20 protein-coding genes are annotated in these 16,751 nt (G+C 47.5%); 15 read left to right on the forward strand and 5 right to left on the reverse strand.

The features are described 5' to 3' along the window. Positions 1–553 precede the first annotated feature (553 nt). From HMPREF9412_RS22005 to HMPREF9412_RS32200, 6 genes are all read left to right on the forward strand, one after another. Positions 554–994: a NucA/NucB deoxyribonuclease domain-containing protein gene (locus HMPREF9412_RS22005; protein ID WP_083829988.1), complete on the forward strand. Its 441-nt coding sequence runs from the start codon at positions 554–556 to the stop codon at positions 992–994. A gap of 716 nt (positions 995–1,710) precedes the next feature. Further along, positions 1,711–2,349 (forward strand): HD domain-containing protein, encoded by a 639-nt coding sequence (locus HMPREF9412_RS22010; RefSeq protein WP_009593978.1) that lies wholly within the window; start codon positions 1,711–1,713, stop codon positions 2,347–2,349. A gap of 179 nt (positions 2,350–2,528) precedes the next feature. Next, complete coding sequence (locus tag HMPREF9412_RS22015; RefSeq protein WP_009593983.1) at positions 2,529–3,428, forward strand: LysR family transcriptional regulator; 900 nt, start codon at positions 2,529–2,531, stop codon at positions 3,426–3,428. A gap of 87 nt (positions 3,429–3,515) precedes the next feature. Next, positions 3,516–4,373 (forward strand): DUF2935 domain-containing protein, encoded by an 858-nt coding sequence (locus HMPREF9412_RS22020; RefSeq protein WP_049788741.1) that lies wholly within the window; start codon positions 3,516–3,518, stop codon positions 4,371–4,373. A gap of 20 nt (positions 4,374–4,393) precedes the next feature. Beyond that, positions 4,394–4,783 carry a YmaF family protein gene (locus HMPREF9412_RS32195; protein WP_083829990.1) on the forward strand — a complete coding sequence of 130 codons (390 nt, stop codon included), beginning with the start codon at positions 4,394–4,396 and terminating at the stop codon, positions 4,781–4,783. Between the two features lie 130 nt (positions 4,784–4,913). Then, positions 4,914–5,012, forward strand: a complete 99-nt coding sequence (locus HMPREF9412_RS32200; RefSeq protein ID WP_015737277.1) for a YjcZ family sporulation protein — start codon at positions 4,914–4,916, stop codon at positions 5,010–5,012. 161 nt (positions 5,013–5,173) lie between these two features. Here HMPREF9412_RS32200 and HMPREF9412_RS22025 read toward each other — a convergent pair whose 3' ends face one another. The 3 genes from HMPREF9412_RS22025 to HMPREF9412_RS22035 all read right to left on the reverse strand — a co-directional run bounded on the left by HMPREF9412_RS22025 (position 5,174) and on the right by HMPREF9412_RS22035 (position 6,889). Further along, complete coding sequence (locus tag HMPREF9412_RS22025; protein WP_009593991.1) at positions 5,174–5,623, reverse strand: hypothetical protein; 450 nt, start codon at positions 5,621–5,623, stop codon at positions 5,174–5,176. A gap of 175 nt (positions 5,624–5,798) precedes the next feature. After that, a complete protein-coding gene (locus HMPREF9412_RS22030) occupies positions 5,799–6,035 on the reverse strand; it encodes a WGxxGxxG family protein (protein ID WP_036673076.1) in 237 nt (78 codons plus the stop codon). Positions 6,036–6,202: 167 nt separating this feature from the next. Next, positions 6,203–6,889 carry a hypothetical protein gene (locus tag HMPREF9412_RS22035; protein ID WP_009593974.1) on the reverse strand — a complete coding sequence of 229 codons (687 nt, stop codon included), beginning with the start codon at positions 6,887–6,889 and terminating at the stop codon, positions 6,203–6,205. Positions 6,890–7,090: 201 nt separating this feature from the next. On the opposite strand from HMPREF9412_RS22035, the gene HMPREF9412_RS32205 reads away from it, so the two are divergent. From HMPREF9412_RS32205 to HMPREF9412_RS22060, 6 genes are all read left to right on the forward strand, one after another. Continuing rightward, positions 7,091–7,255 carry a sporulation protein Cse60 gene (locus HMPREF9412_RS32205; protein ID WP_009593971.1) on the forward strand — a complete coding sequence of 55 codons (165 nt, stop codon included), beginning with the start codon at positions 7,091–7,093 and terminating at the stop codon, positions 7,253–7,255. Positions 7,256–7,673: 418 nt separating this feature from the next. Then, positions 7,674–8,486 carry an undecaprenyl-diphosphate phosphatase gene (locus HMPREF9412_RS22040; RefSeq protein WP_009593968.1) on the forward strand — a complete coding sequence of 271 codons (813 nt, stop codon included), beginning with the start codon at positions 7,674–7,676 and terminating at the stop codon, positions 8,484–8,486. A gap of 146 nt (positions 8,487–8,632) precedes the next feature. Then, positions 8,633–9,268 carry a pyridoxamine 5'-phosphate oxidase family protein gene (locus tag HMPREF9412_RS22045; protein WP_009593969.1) on the forward strand — a complete coding sequence of 212 codons (636 nt, stop codon included), beginning with the start codon at positions 8,633–8,635 and terminating at the stop codon, positions 9,266–9,268. A gap of 80 nt (positions 9,269–9,348) precedes the next feature. Further along, positions 9,349–10,554, forward strand: coding sequence for a phosphoenolpyruvate hydrolase family protein (locus HMPREF9412_RS22050; protein WP_254664099.1), 1,206 nt, complete (start codon positions 9,349–9,351; stop codon positions 10,552–10,554). Positions 10,555–10,683: 129 nt separating this feature from the next. Next, positions 10,684–11,895: a Tm-1-like ATP-binding domain-containing protein gene (locus HMPREF9412_RS22055; protein ID WP_036673086.1), complete on the forward strand. Its 1,212-nt coding sequence runs from the start codon at positions 10,684–10,686 to the stop codon at positions 11,893–11,895. 55 nt (positions 11,896–11,950) lie between these two features. Then, positions 11,951–12,781 (forward strand): phosphoenolpyruvate hydrolase family protein, encoded by an 831-nt coding sequence (locus HMPREF9412_RS22060; protein ID WP_009593972.1) that lies wholly within the window; start codon positions 11,951–11,953, stop codon positions 12,779–12,781. 181 nt (positions 12,782–12,962) lie between these two features. Here the strand turns inward: HMPREF9412_RS22060 and HMPREF9412_RS33005 are convergent, their stop codons facing one another. Both HMPREF9412_RS33005 and HMPREF9412_RS22065 read right to left on the reverse strand, forming a co-directional pair. Beyond that, positions 12,963–13,139: a hypothetical protein gene (locus HMPREF9412_RS33005; protein ID WP_009593964.1), complete on the reverse strand. Its 177-nt coding sequence runs from the start codon at positions 13,137–13,139 to the stop codon at positions 12,963–12,965. A gap of 184 nt (positions 13,140–13,323) precedes the next feature. Further along, complete coding sequence (locus tag HMPREF9412_RS22065) at positions 13,324–13,641, reverse strand: hypothetical protein (protein ID WP_009593992.1); 318 nt, start codon at positions 13,639–13,641, stop codon at positions 13,324–13,326. Positions 13,642–13,811: 170 nt separating this feature from the next. Between HMPREF9412_RS22065 and HMPREF9412_RS22070 the strand changes: the two genes are divergently transcribed. The 3 genes from HMPREF9412_RS22070 to HMPREF9412_RS22080 all read left to right on the forward strand — a co-directional run bounded on the left by HMPREF9412_RS22070 (position 13,812) and on the right by HMPREF9412_RS22080 (position 16,629). Next, a complete protein-coding gene (locus tag HMPREF9412_RS22070) occupies positions 13,812–14,789 on the forward strand; it encodes a LacI family DNA-binding transcriptional regulator (RefSeq protein ID WP_036673088.1) in 978 nt (325 codons plus the stop codon). Positions 14,790–14,953: 164 nt separating this feature from the next. Continuing rightward, on the forward strand, positions 14,954–15,880 hold the full coding sequence (locus HMPREF9412_RS22075; RefSeq protein WP_009593967.1) for a prenyltransferase: 927 nt from the start codon (positions 14,954–14,956) through the stop codon (positions 15,878–15,880). Between the two features lie 17 nt (positions 15,881–15,897). Next, positions 15,898–16,629, forward strand: coding sequence for a DUF6081 family protein (locus HMPREF9412_RS22080; protein ID WP_009593980.1), 732 nt, complete (start codon positions 15,898–15,900; stop codon positions 16,627–16,629). Positions 16,630–16,751: the final 122 nt, after the last annotated feature.

The raw sequence follows: 16,751 nt of genomic DNA on the forward strand, positions 1-16,751 counted from the left end.
GATAAAGGCGAGAATGACACGCTCGGCAGCATGAGGGCGTAACTCTTCTCGCCTTATTGTTATCTTATTCTATTATTAATCTTCTTCTCTCCTCATTTGGTAGTGGTGGTGAAAGTGGTGATGATGATGGTGGTGATGATGGATCATATGATGGCCTGACGGGTGACTATATGGATGAAAATGTGGGTGATGGTCATGCTCATGGCCGTAATGATAAGGCTGTGGTTCCCTTTGTTGATTACCTTGAATGCTATGGCTTTGTTGATTCATTTTGATCTTCTCCCTTTCATCATGAGATAGTGCATATTATGTGTACAAATGAATAGTGACACTTGACCTAAATAAATTGGGCAATCAATATAAGTATTAAAATAATGAGCAATAAACAGAGAGGAACGACGACATGCCAAGACAGCGACAATTACAGAGAAGTGATTTACAAATATATGCCAACTTGCTTATACTAAACAAAGTAAACTGAAGGCATCGGTAAGAAAATTCCTGCTGACCTATACTGGCAGGGATTTTTTATTTGGATGGGGGAGCAATTTGTATGAAAAAGTTATTCATGAAATTTGGAACAGTAGTCTTATCTTTATTACTGGTTTGGTTGGTCCTTAATTATTTTCCGGAGTTAGATGACAGTGATGTAAACCCACCAATACGGGGTACCGTTGTCGAATTAGAGTTTCCAGCGGATAAATATCCTGAGACGGCGGATCACATAAAAAAGGCCATTGATTCCGGCCATTCCGATGTTTGTACCATTGATCGAACTGGTGCAGAGGATAACAGGAGTTCTTCACTAAAGGGAATCCCTACGAAAAAAGGATATGATCGGGATGAGTGGCCGATGGCCATGTGTGCCGAAGGAGGAGACGGTGCAAGTGTCGAATACATAGATCCATCTGACAATCGAGGAGCAGGCAGCTGGGTAGGTAACTATTTGGAGGGATACCCGGACGGTACCCAGGTACATTTCATTTTTAGATAGCAAAAGAGCCTACTAGCTAATGCCAGTAGGTTCTTTTTTTATGTTTAGCCGTATTAATCGACTCACATGCTTTACTTCATCTAATGGCACCCAGACTGGCCCATAAACACTACGCATCTTTAAGCGATCTGTACAAGAATCCGGTATGCCTTGTAATACTTCGCCATTGGTAAGGTATACGGTTACGCTTTGCTTCTCTCGAATGGCTATTTTTAGTTCTTTATCCCACATCTGATTGATCACGCACCCATGACAATAGTAATAATGTCAGTATATCAGAGGTAGGTAAAATTTACTACAATGCATTGAACACGTGGCAGTTGCAATTTCCACTACGACTAGAAATGTAGCTACAAGACTAACAGCCTATACTATTGCATAGGCAGTTGTTGCTGGCATTACAACAGCTTTGATCGATAACTTACTTGCAGGTAATCATCAGGCATGAATGCAATCGAAAAATACTATGATATCGAAACGGGCGCGCATGTTGCGTATATTTTCAGAGTTGTTTCGGTGTCATCATGACCACACGCGCTGCATGCTTGTAATTTAGAGCAGCTTCTGCCATCTGCGAATACTAATATGTGCGTGCCTTATTATGCGTATAATCTATGATAATCATAGAAATGATAATATTGATGAATGATTATAAGGGGCATAGAATTGAGTTCGTAAGCCACTAGCTGACTCTAAAAATGTAAGGAGTGTCCATCATGTCACATGTAGTTGCAGAAATCCAAATACCGGACAGTACGTTGGCCAAAGCAGCCGCAGAGTTGCTTCGTGAGCACGGAAATGATTTACTGTGGAATCATTCCCACCGGGTATATCTATTTGGTGCACTTATGGGGAAACGAAACAATGTAAAATATGATTTAGAACTGCTGTATATCAGCGCATTGTTCCACGACTTAGGACTCACCAAGCACTACAGCAGTCCAGATAAACGTTTTGAGGTGGACGGAGCTAACGCCGCACGTGATTTTTTACGAAGTTATGGAGTGCCAGAAGAATCTGCTCGGCTCGTATGGGATGCGGTCGCCTTGCATACAACTATTGGAATAGCCCAGTATAAAGAACCGGAAGTTGCCTTGATTAACTCTGGCGTTAGCTATGACGTTGTTGGGGAAAATTTTGATGCATTTACCGAAGATGTGCGAAACCAAGTAACGATGGCATATCCGCGTAATGGATTTAAGAACAAGATTTTACCCGCATTTCTTGAGGGTTTTGCTCACAAACCGGAAACGACCTACGGCAATATCAAGGCAGATGTATGCGCTCGGTTACTCCCGGGCTTCAAACGCAAAGATTTTTGCGATAGTGTACTTCATTCGCCATGGCACGAATAAGTTTTTTGGCGAAGCAATGGATGGATAAGCTGCACATCTTAACAATCCCCTTCGGATAGAAGTCGGGGATTGTTTTGTTAATGAAAATAAATTTTCTATAATGCATGCTGAATATGAAACAAATCGTTGATAAAGAAGAATGATCTCTTTAAGACTCGCAGAAACCGGGGGTGCAGGATATGGAAATCCGGCAATTAGAATATTTCATGGCTGTTTGCCAAGAGCTGCATTTTACAAGAGCATCCGAGAAATTGGGGGTCACGCAGCCTACCCTAAGCCACCAGATAAAAGCAATTGAGGACGAATTGGGAATGCCTTTATTCGATCGGATAGGCAAAAAAATAGCAATTACTGAAGCCGGATTCATTTTGCTAAAACATTGCCACACTGTTTTTCACAGCTTCAAGAGTGTACGTGAAGAAATTCAAGAACTGCAAGATATCAAACGGGGACGCCTTTCGATTGGGGTTTTACCGGGTGAATTAAATTCGCTTGTTTGCCGGCTGCTGCCGGAATTTCATGAGGCCTATTCAAAAGTTCAGGTTAGGGTCATCAGCGCGGACAATGTTGCGGAACGCTTGCTCAATAACGAGATCGACCTGGCTCTTACTATTATTCCTGTTCATGATGAACGTATCGTTTCCCAACTGCTGTACAATGAAAAGCTTTATTTAGTAGTCAATGCCGACCATCCCTTAGCAGAAGGGCCCGAAGTAAGCTTAGAAGTTCTTATGGACCTCCCTCTTGTTTTGTTTCCTAAAAATTATCGGTGTCGACATCAATTGGATTCTATCTGCAACTTGAAGGAAATTGAATTGCGACCAGTCATCGAAATTGATTCCATTGAATCAATGATCACCCTGATAGAAGCAGGGGCAGGCTGTTCCATCCTTTCCGAAACCTTGATGAAGCAGTGGGACAAACCTGGGATAAGAATAGTGAATATAGCAGAAAACCCATTTTTACGGCAAGTTGGACTAATTTATCACAAGGATAAGTACAGGGGGCAAGTTGTCCTAAAATTCACCGAACTTCTTCATAAACAAATAAGCCAATTAGGAATATCCTATACTTTTTAACGCCTAATTGTTTTTTCTACATAATTTCCTAACATAGCATATTGAAACATGCCATCCCCATATACATTGTATCGAGCCACTATAAAAATGGTTGTCTTATTTCGTGTGCCGAAAGGTGGGGTAGGTTTGTCGGATCCTTTTGTAGTCAGATCATTAGACGAAATACGTTTTTGGTCACGCATTATGAAAGAACATTCCTTTTTTCTTCGATTAGGATTTAGATGTGAAGATACGCAGTTAATCAATGAGGCTAATCAATTTCATGCCATCTTTGAGGATATTGAAAGAAGATCACATGCATATCAAGCAGATACTGATCCACAAACGATTCGACAGTTTAATTCAGAAGTTCACAATGCCGCTGCACACATTTGGGCATTTAAGAGGAAGGTTCTTGGACTTATACTTAGGTGCCAACTCCCTGGGGGAACAAATTTCCCTTTGCTTGTAGATCATGTTAGCCGAGAAGCGAATTACTTTAGAAATCGGTTAGAGGAACTCAATAACGGGAGACTTGAACCATTACCTGATGCGATTATCGATGAAAATGTCTTTTTCCTAAAAATCATGGCTGACCATGCAAAATTTATAGGTCATCTGCTTGATCCATCGGAGCGAAAATTAGTGGAACAAGCAAGGGAGTTTAGCCAAGATTTTGATACGTTGATGTTTCAAGCCATTGACCTAAGTTCCATGCGTCCACAATCGCAAACCCATCCATTACTAAGTCAATTTGTTGATGAAAACCGCGTTTCAGTCAAATCATTGCGCGATTTTAAGAAAACTGCGCGCGACTTAATTGAAGAGTGCCGAATCAAAAGTATCATTCATCCTTTATTAGCAGATCATGTTTTTCGTGAAGCTGAACGATTCTTATTTATCCTAGACATGTTCGATCGGTCATTATCTGGCATGAAGGTAAACAAGAAAGAAATCATGCATTAATATAAGGGAGGCACTATAGGATGGAAATAAAAATCACGGGCTTTGTTGTTCATTCCGATAACTCTGATTCCAGTCATTCACATCAACTCTTTCTAACATCTTGGGATGGAAGACCGGTTAACGTTCATGTCCATCCCTTTCAAGGAGATACCTCTTTTGACGTTGGGCATTTCCATCATTACGTGGGTATAACTGAACCAGCTCCAAGCGGCGTGCCACACGTCCATAATTACCATGCCCAAACATCATTTAATGACCAGCACAAGCACATGATTAGAGGAACAACTGGACCCGCCATTCCATTGGCAGGCGGCGGGCACTATCATTATTTTGAAGGTTATACCACCGTAGATGGCAGGATCCCACATGCTCATCGTTATAGCGGAAACACAGGTGATGAACAAGGGTAAATCATAGTTTCATCCACTATGCTTTTTTGTTTTAATATAAATTATACTTTTGACTATTAGCTCATGCCTTTGCATTATCAGACGCCCTTACATAATATGTAGTATTCCAATTAGGAAGGAGTAAGGGAAAATGAGTGGATATGAAGGTTCTGGGTATGGCGGTAGTGTTGGTGTTATTCTCGTTCTCTTTATTCTGCTTGTCATTATACTCCGTACTTGGGGATTCTAAGTAAATACCTTATAGAGGTTTTGAAAAACACCCAAAAAAGCGGCAAGCTAAGATGCTATTTGAGCCTTGGTTTGCCGCTGTTTTTATTAAATGGCCATCTCCGGTGGCTGTAAAGAAACGTTTTCCGCGAAACAGAAAAATCCTCTTCTCCTCAGCACATGTCAAACCAATAAAATGATCAGGCCAAGTACAAAAAAAGCGGATCCGAGGCAAATGGAAACCAATCCGCCGAATTTTACTAAATCCATGTAAGTATCGCTTCGTTCCGAATCCCCTTTGACTTTCCAGCCTTCATCCCTGCTCCAGCCGAATGTCGGATACCTTCTGGCAAGGAGCCCTATACCTAGGAGGATCACAGCAAACCCGAAAAGGGCCCCCCACGACATAGGGGTACCGCCAGGTTGAACAAGCGTCGCTAACCCGATTAAGACCAATACGCCGCCAATAAATCCACCTATTGCCGCACCAACCTGGTTTTTTAACAAATCATGATCGTCCTGCTCGTAGTCTTCCGGTAACCGTTTATTCCATCGTATCCAATCCGAATCCGGATTCATGTAGTTATAACGGCAATTTAGAATGATAACGACGCCAAATAACATCCATAACATTGAAATCAACCCCTTGAAGATTCATACGGAGTAACAAAATGGAAGTTCCGGTAAAGTGAAGTAAAACATGAAGAATGGGGATCTAAAGTTACACGTTTAAGGTACCTAAATAGAAAAAAATCCTGCTCTTATGTGAGCAGGATTTTGCCTGTGTTCCCTAGGCTCATCGCAAAAATTAATGGCGCTCCGGGGTACGGCGTCTTAACCCAACAAGGCCGGCAAGACCGATTAACCCAAGCCAACCCCAGTCTGTATCGTTATCATTGGTGGCTGCGTTGGTGTTATAACTTCTAGCGTTAACGTTGTTTGTGTTCATGTCATTTGCATTCCTGTTGTTTTCGGCGGAAACAGGGACAACTAACATGCAAGCAATGCTCATAGCCGCGAGAAAAGACATGCAGATTTTCTTCATGTTAAGGACCTCCTTTCTCTGTTCGTCTGAAATGCATGGGCAGGTACCAAAATTATCTTGCCCCAAATTATCTTTAACGATTCTTTACCAAACGAGTGTACTTCTGCCTTCCGAGTAGTGAGACTGTGCTAATTTTTCCTTTTATCCGCAATTTCACCGGATTAATGTCAATCCATTTCGAAATGGACCGAGCCGCTGTCTCGCGGATCGGTTATTGTTTTGCGGGCGATGAGATTCCCCTCACCATCCAAACCTTCGATATCAAAAGGTGTGGAAGCGGGCGACGGCAGAAATACGAACCAGATCATTCTTCCAGCTTCCGCAGCAGTCAGCTTAGCGTTATAACTACCTTTGCCCTTGATTTTGACGCTTACTTTTTTTATCGAGGGGTCCAGAATATCCCCGAACACCATGGGAAAAGGGGTAGAGAGATGGTCTAATTCAGGCATGCCCATGTAATTTAACGCTGCTATGGATTGTGAAGATTCGCCGATTCCATATCCGCCGCCCCAAGCCCATTTCCAACCGATCCGAGTTTTTCGTACATATTCTACTTGCAAATTATGGCTTCCCGCTTGGTAAGGTCTTTTCATAAATAAAAGAGTGCCCCCGCTCACGGGCTCGCGGTGAATGACATGCATGGAGGATGGGCCTCTAAACTGTTCAACCGCGTTATCCGGGGTCTTCCCGAGCGGGATATGAAGGATATTGTCCTGCCCCAGCGCTCGCGACATGCGCCGATCCGTTAATCCGCCAGGGCGTTCCATCACATAGATGAAGGCGTAGAAGAAAACGGCCGAAAGAAATATCAGTTTGGCAGCAAACCCGATGATTCGTTTGTGTTTAACTTGCATAATGCGTCCACCACCACAACGTTTTTAATAATCATCTCTAAATCGAACAACCACCAATATACCATAATTTGGGGTGTTATTTAGCAGTGCGGTGTAAAATAGATAAAGGCCAGTGTAAGTTAAAGATGAAACGTGTCGTTTACTCGATTCCAGCAGGGAACTCCCGTTTTATGTCGAAGTTTGAAATTAGGGGGTGCTTATATGCTAAAAACATTGAAGGTCGAGCTCTTTAGCGATTCCAATCTGGACGATTTGCAGGATCAGGTGAATGAATTCCTGTATAACATTCATCCTGACGATGTGAAGGATATTAAGCTTTCATCGGCAGACGGAACGTATGATATTTTGGTCATATATAAAGAATAAGAAAAAGCACCTTAGAAGGTGCTTTTTCTTTTTGATCCTGCTTACTAAGAATCTCAAAAGCTTAAGACCACTTCGGATATAATATTGCCGTCCAGACAGCCCAAGGTCAAGAAGTTAGATACATAACTTTTTATGTCCCCCTAATGAAGCTTTAAGGTTCCATTAAGCTACGTATCTTATGATGGAATCACCTCTTAACAATAGATTAGGAGCCCCTCTAATTCCGTGGTTAGAGGGGCTTCTCTTGTTTACATATCTTTTTTGTGCCATTGAACAACGGGGGCTTATCGTCTTTCCGGCAGCTCCATGCACGAACGATGACTCTGCTCGTGGTTTGATTCTTCCTGTTTTTATGAGATATGATAGACTAGTATTTTTTTTAAAGCTATACCCATGTTGCAAAGAAAGTAGGAGAGTAATGGAAGATTTCATCTTGTGGTTGAAGTACCTGCTGCTGGGGATTGTGCAGGGGGTTACGGAGCCGATTCCGGTATCCTCCAGCGGTCATTTGATTGTCGCCCAAAGGCTGATGGGCATGGAGCAGAACGGGCTGTCGTTCGAAATACTGACCAATACGGCCTCATTGATTGCGATCGTGTTCATCTTTCGCAAGGATTTGCAGAGATTGATTGTGAATGGCCTAAGTTATGTTCGGACACGACGACCGGAGTTTAAATCTGACTTCATGTTCATTCTGTATATTATTGTGGGTACGATTCCGGCTGTCATCATCGGACTGTTGTTCAAAGACCAGATTGAGGAAATATTCGCTTCGGTTCGCACGGTAGGCGTCGCGCTGCTATTTACGGGAGTCGCCCTTTGGCTGATTCGGAACCTTCGTGGCCGCAAGCTTGATAATGATTTGTCGTTCAAGGACGCGCTTATCGTAGGCTTGGCTCAGGCGGTGGCGCTGATTCCGGGGATCAGCCGATCCGGCTCGACCGTCATTACGTCGATCGCCGTGGGGATGAAGCAGGAGACGGCGCTTCGGTTTTCCTTTATGCTGTACATTCCGATAAGCCTCGGCGGCATGGTGCTAGGCGTGTCGGATATCGCATCGGATCCCGATTTTGCTCCGCTGTTCATTCCCTATTTGATCGCATTTATCGCGACGCTCATCTGCACCTATTTTGCGATGAAATGGTTCATGAATATCATGGCGCGCGGGAATCTGAAATATTTCGCTTATTATTGCTTTGTTGTCGGCATTTTGCTGCTTGTCTTCTTATAAGAATGAGGGAAGGCTAAGGCTTCTCATAAGGTTCCTAGAACTTGTGAGGAGCTTTTTTTCATACTGTGGAAGGGAAGCAAGACGATCATTGCGTAGTATCGGAAATAAGAAAGGTATAAGATGAAGTTAATAGGAGGGTGGTTGTGATGTCAAAAATTCCGTTTCAATCGGTCGTTTCATCGGAGGAGGAGCTCCGAAACTTGTTCGGCGATTCCAATCGCGTGGTCAAACACAAAACGATTCATCGATTGGACCATCACTGCAAAGACTTTATTTCGAAGAGTCCCTTGTTGTTTATGGCTACTTCCGACGCATCCGGAGCCTGCGACGTTTCGCCTCGGGGAGATGCGGCGGGATTCGTGCATGTGATCGAGGAATCCTGCTTGGTCATTCCGGAGCGTCCGGGCAATCGACGGTTTGATTCGCTGCGGAATATCCTGTCCAACCCTAAAGTCGGGATCGTGTTTGTCATACCGGGTTTGAAGGAGACCTTGCCAATCAACGGCAGCGCCGTCTTGGTAAGGGACGAGGAAATCCTGGATCGGCTTAGCGTACAAGGTAAACGCCCATGGCTTGGCATTGCGGTCTCGGTCGAGGAATGCCATATGCACTGTGCAAAAGCTTTTATGCGTTCGCAAGCATGGGATCCCGATTCCTGGATTCCCAGCGAACAGCTGCCGAACCCGTCCAAGATCATCGCGGATCATGTGAATCAAGATCACGTGACGGAGGAGATCGTTGCCCGGGGAATGCAGGACAGTTACACGAATCGACTCTATTGATTTTCATTTATAATAGGTATAGCGATATAAGGAAACGATGAGATATGACGGTCAGATTGAAGATAAGGGGACCAATAACTTTGATAACGACCAGAGAACAGGTATTGGATCGATTACATAGGGGGATACAGACCCAGGAGCGATTGATCGGGGTAGCGGCAGGGGCAGGAATATCGGCAAAATATGCGGTCAAGGGCGGCGCCGATCTGATACTGGCCTTGAATTCGGGCCGTTTTCGGCAGATGGGGCTGGGCTCCCTGGCGGGCTTCATGCCCTATGCGAACTGCAATGAAATGGTGATGGATTTCGGCTCGCGCGAAATTCTTTCCGTGGTCCGCGACGCACCGGTGATATTCGGTTTATGCGGAACGGATCCAACCGTTCAGCTGCCGGGATACTTGGATGCCATTAGCGGAAGCGGTTTTGCCGGCATCATCAACTATCCGACGGTGGGAATGATTGACGGACAGTTCCGCGAAGCCTTGGAGGAAGAAGGCATCACGTATCTGCAGGAGGTGGAAGCCATCCGGATTGCCCATGAGCGCGATATGTTTACGATGGCCTTCGTATTCAATCCGGAGCAGACGACATGGATGCTGGATGCGGGAGCGGATATCATCTGCGCCCATCTGGGCGTTACGGCAGGCGGGATGATGGGGACCTCGAAATCATGGTCGCTGGAGAAGGGCGCCGAAATAGCCAGAGAAATTTTTGCCGTCTGTGACGACTCGGGCAAGCAGCCGATCAAGCTCGTATATGGCGGTCCGGTCCATACGCCCATCGATGTCCAGTACATGTACGACAACACGTCCGCCATGGGGTACGTGGGCGGCTCGAGCTTTGAGCGAACGCCGACGGAAGAAGCCATCGTGGATGCGACGCATCGTTTTAAGGCTACGGGCCATCTGGAGCAGGACCGGCAGCTGATGGACAAGCTGACGCAGCTTGATGAACCGATGGACTATGTTGCCTTTGTGAAAGAATACGTAGCCGAGCATTATGCAGACCCGATTTCAATGACGGAGCTGGCCGAACGGATCCACGTTTCAAGAACGCATCTTAGCGCGCTTTTTAACAGGGAAGTGGGGTGCAGCTTTCCCGAATATACAGCCAAATACCGTATTCACAAGGCGCAGGATATCATGAAGCACAGCAAGCTGTCCCTGGGCAGCATAGCGGAGCTGGTCGGTTACCCGGACTATGTTCATTTCAGCAAGACCTTCAAAAAATACGCGGGGATGTCTCCCCAGGCCTATCGTCAGCATATGAAAGACAAATATACATAAAGATCGTACATGGATACGATCCTTTTTATTTGAAAGCGCTGTATTATGGTCTTGCAGGGATCACATGCCGGACCCGTCATTCAGAACGGGGCAAGCGATCCTGAGAAGAGACACGGGGAGGTCTTTACGGTGAAAACCATAGCCATTGCGGGGACGTTTGATACGAAGGGTGCTGAGTTTTTATACGTTAAATCGGTGATCGTGAGCTTGGGGTTAAAGACGTTTACGATTCATAGCGGCGTGTTTGAGCCGATGTTCACGCCGGATGTAACCAACATCGAGGTTGCAGGTGCGGCAGGTGCGGATCTGCGCGAAATCGCGGCCCGGAAGGACCGGTCGGAAGGTACTGAAGTATTGGCTCAAGGGATGGAGCAAATCGTGCCGAAGCTGTATGCAGAGGGCAAATTCGACGCCATACTGTCATTCGGCGGTACGGGGGGAACTTCCATCGTCACCGCCGGCATGCGCGCATTGCCGATCGGCGTACCGAAATTGATGGTCTCCACCGTCGCTTCCGGCAATACGGCGCCTTATGTAGGGACAAGCGACATTATCATGTTTCCGTCCATCGTGGATGTATCCGGCCTGAACTCGTTTTCCACCAAAATATTCACGAACGCGGCACACGCGATGGCCGGCATGGTTAAGTTTGAATCGGCTGCGCCGATGGATAAAAAGCCGCTGATTGCAGCGACGATGTTCGGGGTAACGACCCCCTGCATCGATTATGCCAGAGAGCATCTGGAGTCGTATGGGTACGAAGTGCTGGTGTTCCATGCAACCGGCACGGGCGGGCGAACGATGGAAAGCCTAATTGAGGCCGGATTCATTGACGGTGTATTGGATTTGACGACAACGGAATGGTGCGATGAGCTGGTTGGCGGCGTTTTGGCGGCAGGGCCGAATCGGCTGGAAGCAGCCGGACGCTGCAAGGTGCCGCAGGTCGTATCGACCGGGGCGCTCGATATGGTCAACTTCGGTCCGTACGATACCGTGCCGGAGGCATTCCGGGGACGAAACCTGTACAAGCATAACCCTTCGGTTACGCTGATGCGGACCACGGTGGAGGAGAACCGGCAGCTTGGCGGGATCCTTGCGGATAAACTGAATTCGTCGAAAGGTCCTACGGTGTTGATGCTGCCGCTGAAAGGCGTATCGATGCTCGATGTGGAAGGCGAAGCATTCCATGGAACGGAAGAGGATAAGATGCTGTTCGACACGTTAAGACAGCGGATAGACCGTGAGACCGTTGAGCTGATCGAGATGAATACCGATATTAACGATCAAGCTTTTGCAGTGGCCGCGGCCGATAAGCTGATGGAATTGCTGAAGCGGCAATGAGAAGGGAAGCCACAGTCCTCAGTGCCAAGAATTTCAACTCAAGGAGGAACATATCATGGCCATGCAAACAAGAGCAGAAATATTAGCGAAACTAAAATCAGAGGTTGCAGCGGGTAAGGTGTTGTTGGGAGCTGGAGCAGGGACTGGGATTTCTGCCAAGAGCGCCGAAGCGGGCGGCGTAGACTTAATCATTATTTATAACTCGGGCCGTTACCGGATGGCCGGGCGGGGATCTCTCGCTGGACTGATGGCTTACGGGGATGCCAATCAGATCGTGGTGGACATGGGGAACGAGGTGCTGCCGGTCGTGAAGCATACGCCGGTGTTGGCGGGAGTTTGCGGCACGGACCCGTTCCGGATCATGGATATTTTTCTGAAGCAGCTGAAGGAGCAAGGGTTTGCGGGCGTGCAGAACTTTCCGACGGTGGGCTTGATTGACGGCGTATTCCGGGCGAATCTGGAAGAGACGGGCATGGGCTATGATCTTGAGGTCGAGATGATCCGGAAGGCGCATGAGCTGGATTTGGTGACCACGCCGTATGTGTTTGACGTCGATCAGGCGAAGAAGATGGCCGAAGCCGGAGCCGATGTCCTGGTTGCTCATATGGGTCTTACCACGAAAGGCACCATAGGCGCGAAAACGGCACTAACGCTCGACGATTGCGTGGACAAAATTCAAGCGATCTGCGATGCCGGAAAAGCCGTCAACCCGGACATTATGATTCTGTGCCATGGCGGTCCGATTGCGGAGCCTGAGGACGCGGCGTATGTATTGTCCAGAACCCAAGGAGTGGAAGGATTCTTCGGAGCGTCCAGCATCGAGCGTTTTGCCACCGAGGTTGGCATCAAGCAGCAGACAGAGGCATTCAAGAATATTTCGAAATGAAGTCGTAAGCTGGAAAAAGCATGGTTATGATCCTAAGGAACGCAGAAGACTCCCTAACGGGAGTCTTCTTGGTGTTTTTTGGTTAGTCCGTTGGACTGAACCGACAAGGCCTGCAAGCGAATCGAAAACAGCGCATGAAATGGAACTCCCTTCGCGCCAGGCGGCTCGCCTGTTGCCCGGATCAATCATCATCCTTGCGTTTGCTCTTGGATGCAGCCACGGCAAAGGCAATAACGACAAGCGGAATGAAGATAAACCATGGGATCGTAATCGTGGTCCCCAATAGCAGGGCAAGCAGCAGCAATACCACCATGCCAATGATCAAGTACAGGCAGCCTCTGCCGAACGTCTCCATCATCCATCATCTCCTTTTGAGAAGGATAACGTAATGGACAAGTCGCAGGTTTCGCAAAACATGGCAAAAAGGCAGAAGCCTTGCCCTTGCCATCACGCCCTTTTTTGGTCACGCTGACAATGAATGAAGGTTTCCACCCAATCACAGTGTAAAGTATGAAAAGCATACCAGATCAAGATCAAATTTTTTATCGCTGTTCATCTTTTGCGTTCATTTTATAATCCTTCAAAGCGCTCAGATTGGCTCGGGAATTCCCAAGCGGTGGCTTTTTGTCGCCTGGTTCCGGAGGCAGACGGTGAAGCACTTCCCGAAGCAGGGCATGATTCTCCCACACGATTTCATGAATTTCGCCCACCGTATAGAATAAGGCGCCCAAGATTGCGCCGCCAATAAGCCAAGCGATGCCTGTCAGCCAATTGCCCTCCATGATGATATGAATGATGACTCCTCCGATAAAACCGCCGATGAACCATACAGCGCCAAGCGTCTTGAACAGTTTCGACATGCCGATACCTCCATAGGGATGATATCATCAATCGTACCAAAAAAAGTAAGTCATGGATATGACGCAATACGAACGCAGAGGCCTCACCTGCTGGAGGCTTAATTTTGAATAGAGGAAGCAATCATGATAGTATCAGGAATGAACCAGTGGATGAAGGGGGCATATCGATTGTGGCCAATATTAAAGAGATAGCCAAGCTTGCAGGCGTGTCGGTATCAACTGTATCCCGGGTGCTGAATAACCACCCTTATGTCAGAGAAGAGAAGCGGGCACGCGTGCTGGAAACGATGAAGCAGCTGAAATACGCCCGGAATATGAATGCGGTCCATCTGATTACAGGGAAAACGATGAATATTGCCATTATGCTTCCGTTTATTAATCATGCCTACTTCTCCTTGCTGATGGAAGGAGCCGGCCAAGAAGCGCTTGCCGCTAGCTATCGCCTCATCCTGTGCCAAACCGGGTATGCGCCGGATAAGGAAATGGAAGTGCTGGAGATGCTGCGTAACCGCGAGATTGACGGCATCATTATTCTATCGTCGGCCGTGACGCCTAAACAGATCGAAGCCTATTGCGCTTACGGACCGATTGTATGCTGTCAGGATGCAGGGGAACGCTTATTTTCTTCTATATATATAAACCATGCTGAGGCATTTCGCAGTGCCATGCATTATTTGATAAGGCGGGGACATCGCCGCATCGGCTTCACCGTAGGAAGATTGGACAGTCCGAGCACAAGAGCGCGCCAAGCGGCCTATGAAGAAGTGCTTCAGGAAATCGGAGAGCCTTACCGCGAGGAATGGATCCTGGACGGCTGTATTGATCTCGAGGACGGTGCAGCGATTATGGATCGGCTGTCGGGTATGGAGGAACGTCCCAGCGCCATATTGGTGACGGGTGACCATGTGGCCGCCGGATTAATCTATGAAGCGGAGAAAAGAGGGCTGTCCATCCCGCAAGAGCTGGCCGTCATCGGATTCGACAACCAGCCGATCGGCAAAATGCTGGGCCTTACTACGATCGATAACCGCCTGTTTGATATGGGTACGGAGGCTTTCAGGATACTCTATGCCCATATTCAAGGGGAGCAGAAGGAGCCGATTCGCAAGGAGCTTGCTTTCGAGCTGATTGAACGTTCGTCGGTCTAAATGGCTGCAAAACCAAGTTCTAACAATCTAACAAACGGATTACAAAGTTCGACAATTGTGATATTCTTATCTATGCAAGTGCTTTGTTTCACAACGCTAAACGTCTGCAAGCGATTTGCAGGCGTTCTATTCTGTATCATAGAAGGGAAAGGAGCATATCAAACGTGGATGCCCTTACACAGTTTAAAAAAGCTTCCCGAATCAAAGTGATTCCCGTCATGCTGATTCCGGTCGCTTTGGGAGCGCTCGGGGCTTACGTATGGACGGGTACATTTCATATAGGCCTTTTTTTATTGACCTTGATCGGGAGCGGTGCTGCCCATTTGTTCTCCAATATGGTGAACGATTTATGGGACTATAAGAACGGAACGGACACGGAAGCGCAGGAGCATGTAGATGCGATCTCCACCAACTCCGGGTTTTTGACCAAGGGGGTCTGGTCGCTCCGTAAGTTCGAGGTCGTCACCTGGACGCTGTTCGGGATCGCGGCGCTGAGCGGCATCATCCTCAGCTTGATCAGCGGCTGGTGGGCTTTTGTCTTTGGCGGGCTCGGCGGGTTGATCGCTTACTTTTACGTCGCACCGCCGATCCAATTCGGTTATCGAGGCAAGGGCTACAGTGAAATTGCGATTTTGCTGTCCTTTGGTATTTTGCCGGTGATGGGCGCATACTACGTTCAAACCTCACATATGGATGTTCGGGCCTTGCTGCTGTCACTGCCCATCGGGCTGCTGACAACGTTGATTTTGTTCAACCATCACTTTTTGCATTGGCAGGCAGACCGTCAGGCCGGGAAGAAGACCCTGGTCGTGGTATGGGGCGAAAAGAGAGCGCTGAACTTCTCGCGAGTTCTGCTGCTGCTGGCCTGCCTCTCCTTGATAGCCTGCGTATTGGCCGGAGCGCTCCCGCCTTACGCACTGATTGCGCTGCTTACGATTATTCCGTTGTATCTTGTCTATGGAAGGCTGAAGGACAGCAACCGTTCCGAGGCGTATTTACCGCTGATGGGCGCGTCAACGATGACCACCATGCGCTGCGGCGGCGTGCTGATCCTGTCATTGATCATTCAGGGAATCATTCAGACTTTGTAAGGAAGAAGGGGAAATAGATGGAACAACAACGCGTTTTTGGTGATTTTCACTCCATCCTGTCCGAGAGCGGGACGTGGAAGATCGGCGGTTTCCCGTTGCCGGACGGTTCATTCTGGGAATATCGCGAGCCGAATGCGGTCGTTATCGTCCGCAATGGCATTCTGTACGTACGCGCACCGCTGAGCCGCCAGAACAACCAGATCCAAATTCTCGATAACGCCAAGCATATGTATTATTCCAACGAAGAAGTGGACGTGCCGGAATCCGGCGAGGTGACCTTCGAGCTGCAAATTCGGGCCCGCACCCAAGGTACGGTTCCCGGCGACTTGTATGACGGCTACGTATCTTTGAATCTGCTTGATTTCAGCACCGGCGCGGCACTGGACTTTTTTGCTTCGAACGACAAATACGCCAGCGTGTATGCGGTCCTGCCGTTCCCGGGCGTGCAGGTGCCGGAATCGGACAAGACCCGTTACTTCTGCATTTTCAAAGAGGAAGATACGCACTTTACGCCGCGTGAATTCAACACGTACAAAATCACGTATAACTGTGCCGAAGACGAAGCTGTCTTCTACGTGAACGGCGAAGAGATCCGACGGGAGAAAAACATCCCGATCAAGTTCAACAAATTCACCATCGCGCTTGGCATCATGACCGAAAAAGACCTGACGCCGGAGGGCAGCGTATCCGTGCATGGACAAACCGTCATTGCCGAATACTCTCCCGTGACGGTCACGATAAAAGAGTAGACTTATATAATGAAAAAAGATCATGCCATGTTGGCATGGTCTTTTTTCATTCGTTAGAGAAGGAAGGCCTGCGGCAATGCTCGAGGCCGAATCGGGGAAGCTGAAGCCCCCGAAAGCCGAAG

Source organism: Paenibacillus sp. HGF5 (assembly GCF_000204455.1).
GTDB classification, from domain to species: domain Bacteria; phylum Bacillota; class Bacilli; order Paenibacillales; family Paenibacillaceae; genus Paenibacillus_AQ; species Paenibacillus_AQ lautus_A.

What these genes read in the sequence shown, in the direction of transcription:
- HMPREF9412_RS22080 (WP_009593980.1), top strand. Translation starts at nt 15,898, where the DNA reads ATGGAACAACAACGCGTTTTTGGTGATTTTCACTCCATCCTGTCCGAG.
- HMPREF9412_RS22065 (WP_009593992.1), bottom strand. Translation starts at nt 13,641, where the DNA reads ATGTCGAAACTGTTCAAGACGCTTGGCGCTGTATGGTTCATCGGCGGT.
- HMPREF9412_RS32200 (WP_015737277.1), top strand. Translation starts at nt 4,914, where the DNA reads ATGAGTGGATATGAAGGTTCTGGGTATGGCGGTAGTGTTGGTGTTATT.
- HMPREF9412_RS22005 (WP_083829988.1), top strand. Translation starts at nt 554, where the DNA reads ATGAAAAAGTTATTCATGAAATTTGGAACAGTAGTCTTATCTTTATTA.
- HMPREF9412_RS22015 (WP_009593983.1), top strand. Translation starts at nt 2,529, where the DNA reads ATGGAAATCCGGCAATTAGAATATTTCATGGCTGTTTGCCAAGAGCTG.
- HMPREF9412_RS22035 (WP_009593974.1), bottom strand. Translation starts at nt 6,889, where the DNA reads ATGCAAGTTAAACACAAACGAATCATCGGGTTTGCTGCCAAACTGATA.
- HMPREF9412_RS22030 (WP_036673076.1), bottom strand. Translation starts at nt 6,035, where the DNA reads ATGAAGAAAATCTGCATGTCTTTTCTCGCGGCTATGAGCATTGCTTGC.
- HMPREF9412_RS22010 (WP_009593978.1), top strand. Translation starts at nt 1,711, where the DNA reads ATGTCACATGTAGTTGCAGAAATCCAAATACCGGACAGTACGTTGGCC.
- HMPREF9412_RS32195 (WP_083829990.1), top strand. Translation starts at nt 4,394, where the DNA reads ATGGAAATAAAAATCACGGGCTTTGTTGTTCATTCCGATAACTCTGAT.
- HMPREF9412_RS22045 (WP_009593969.1), top strand. Translation starts at nt 8,633, where the DNA reads ATGTCAAAAATTCCGTTTCAATCGGTCGTTTCATCGGAGGAGGAGCTC.
- HMPREF9412_RS32205 (WP_009593971.1), top strand. Translation starts at nt 7,091, where the DNA reads ATGCTAAAAACATTGAAGGTCGAGCTCTTTAGCGATTCCAATCTGGAC.
- HMPREF9412_RS22060 (WP_009593972.1), top strand. Translation starts at nt 11,951, where the DNA reads ATGGCCATGCAAACAAGAGCAGAAATATTAGCGAAACTAAAATCAGAG.
- HMPREF9412_RS22025 (WP_009593991.1), bottom strand. Translation starts at nt 5,623, where the DNA reads ATGTTATGGATGTTATTTGGCGTCGTTATCATTCTAAATTGCCGTTAT.
- HMPREF9412_RS22040 (WP_009593968.1), top strand. Translation starts at nt 7,674, where the DNA reads ATGGAAGATTTCATCTTGTGGTTGAAGTACCTGCTGCTGGGGATTGTG.
- HMPREF9412_RS33005 (WP_009593964.1), bottom strand. Translation starts at nt 13,139, where the DNA reads ATGATGGAGACGTTCGGCAGAGGCTGCCTGTACTTGATCATTGGCATG.
- HMPREF9412_RS22020 (WP_049788741.1), top strand. Translation starts at nt 3,516, where the DNA reads ATGGTTGTCTTATTTCGTGTGCCGAAAGGTGGGGTAGGTTTGTCGGAT.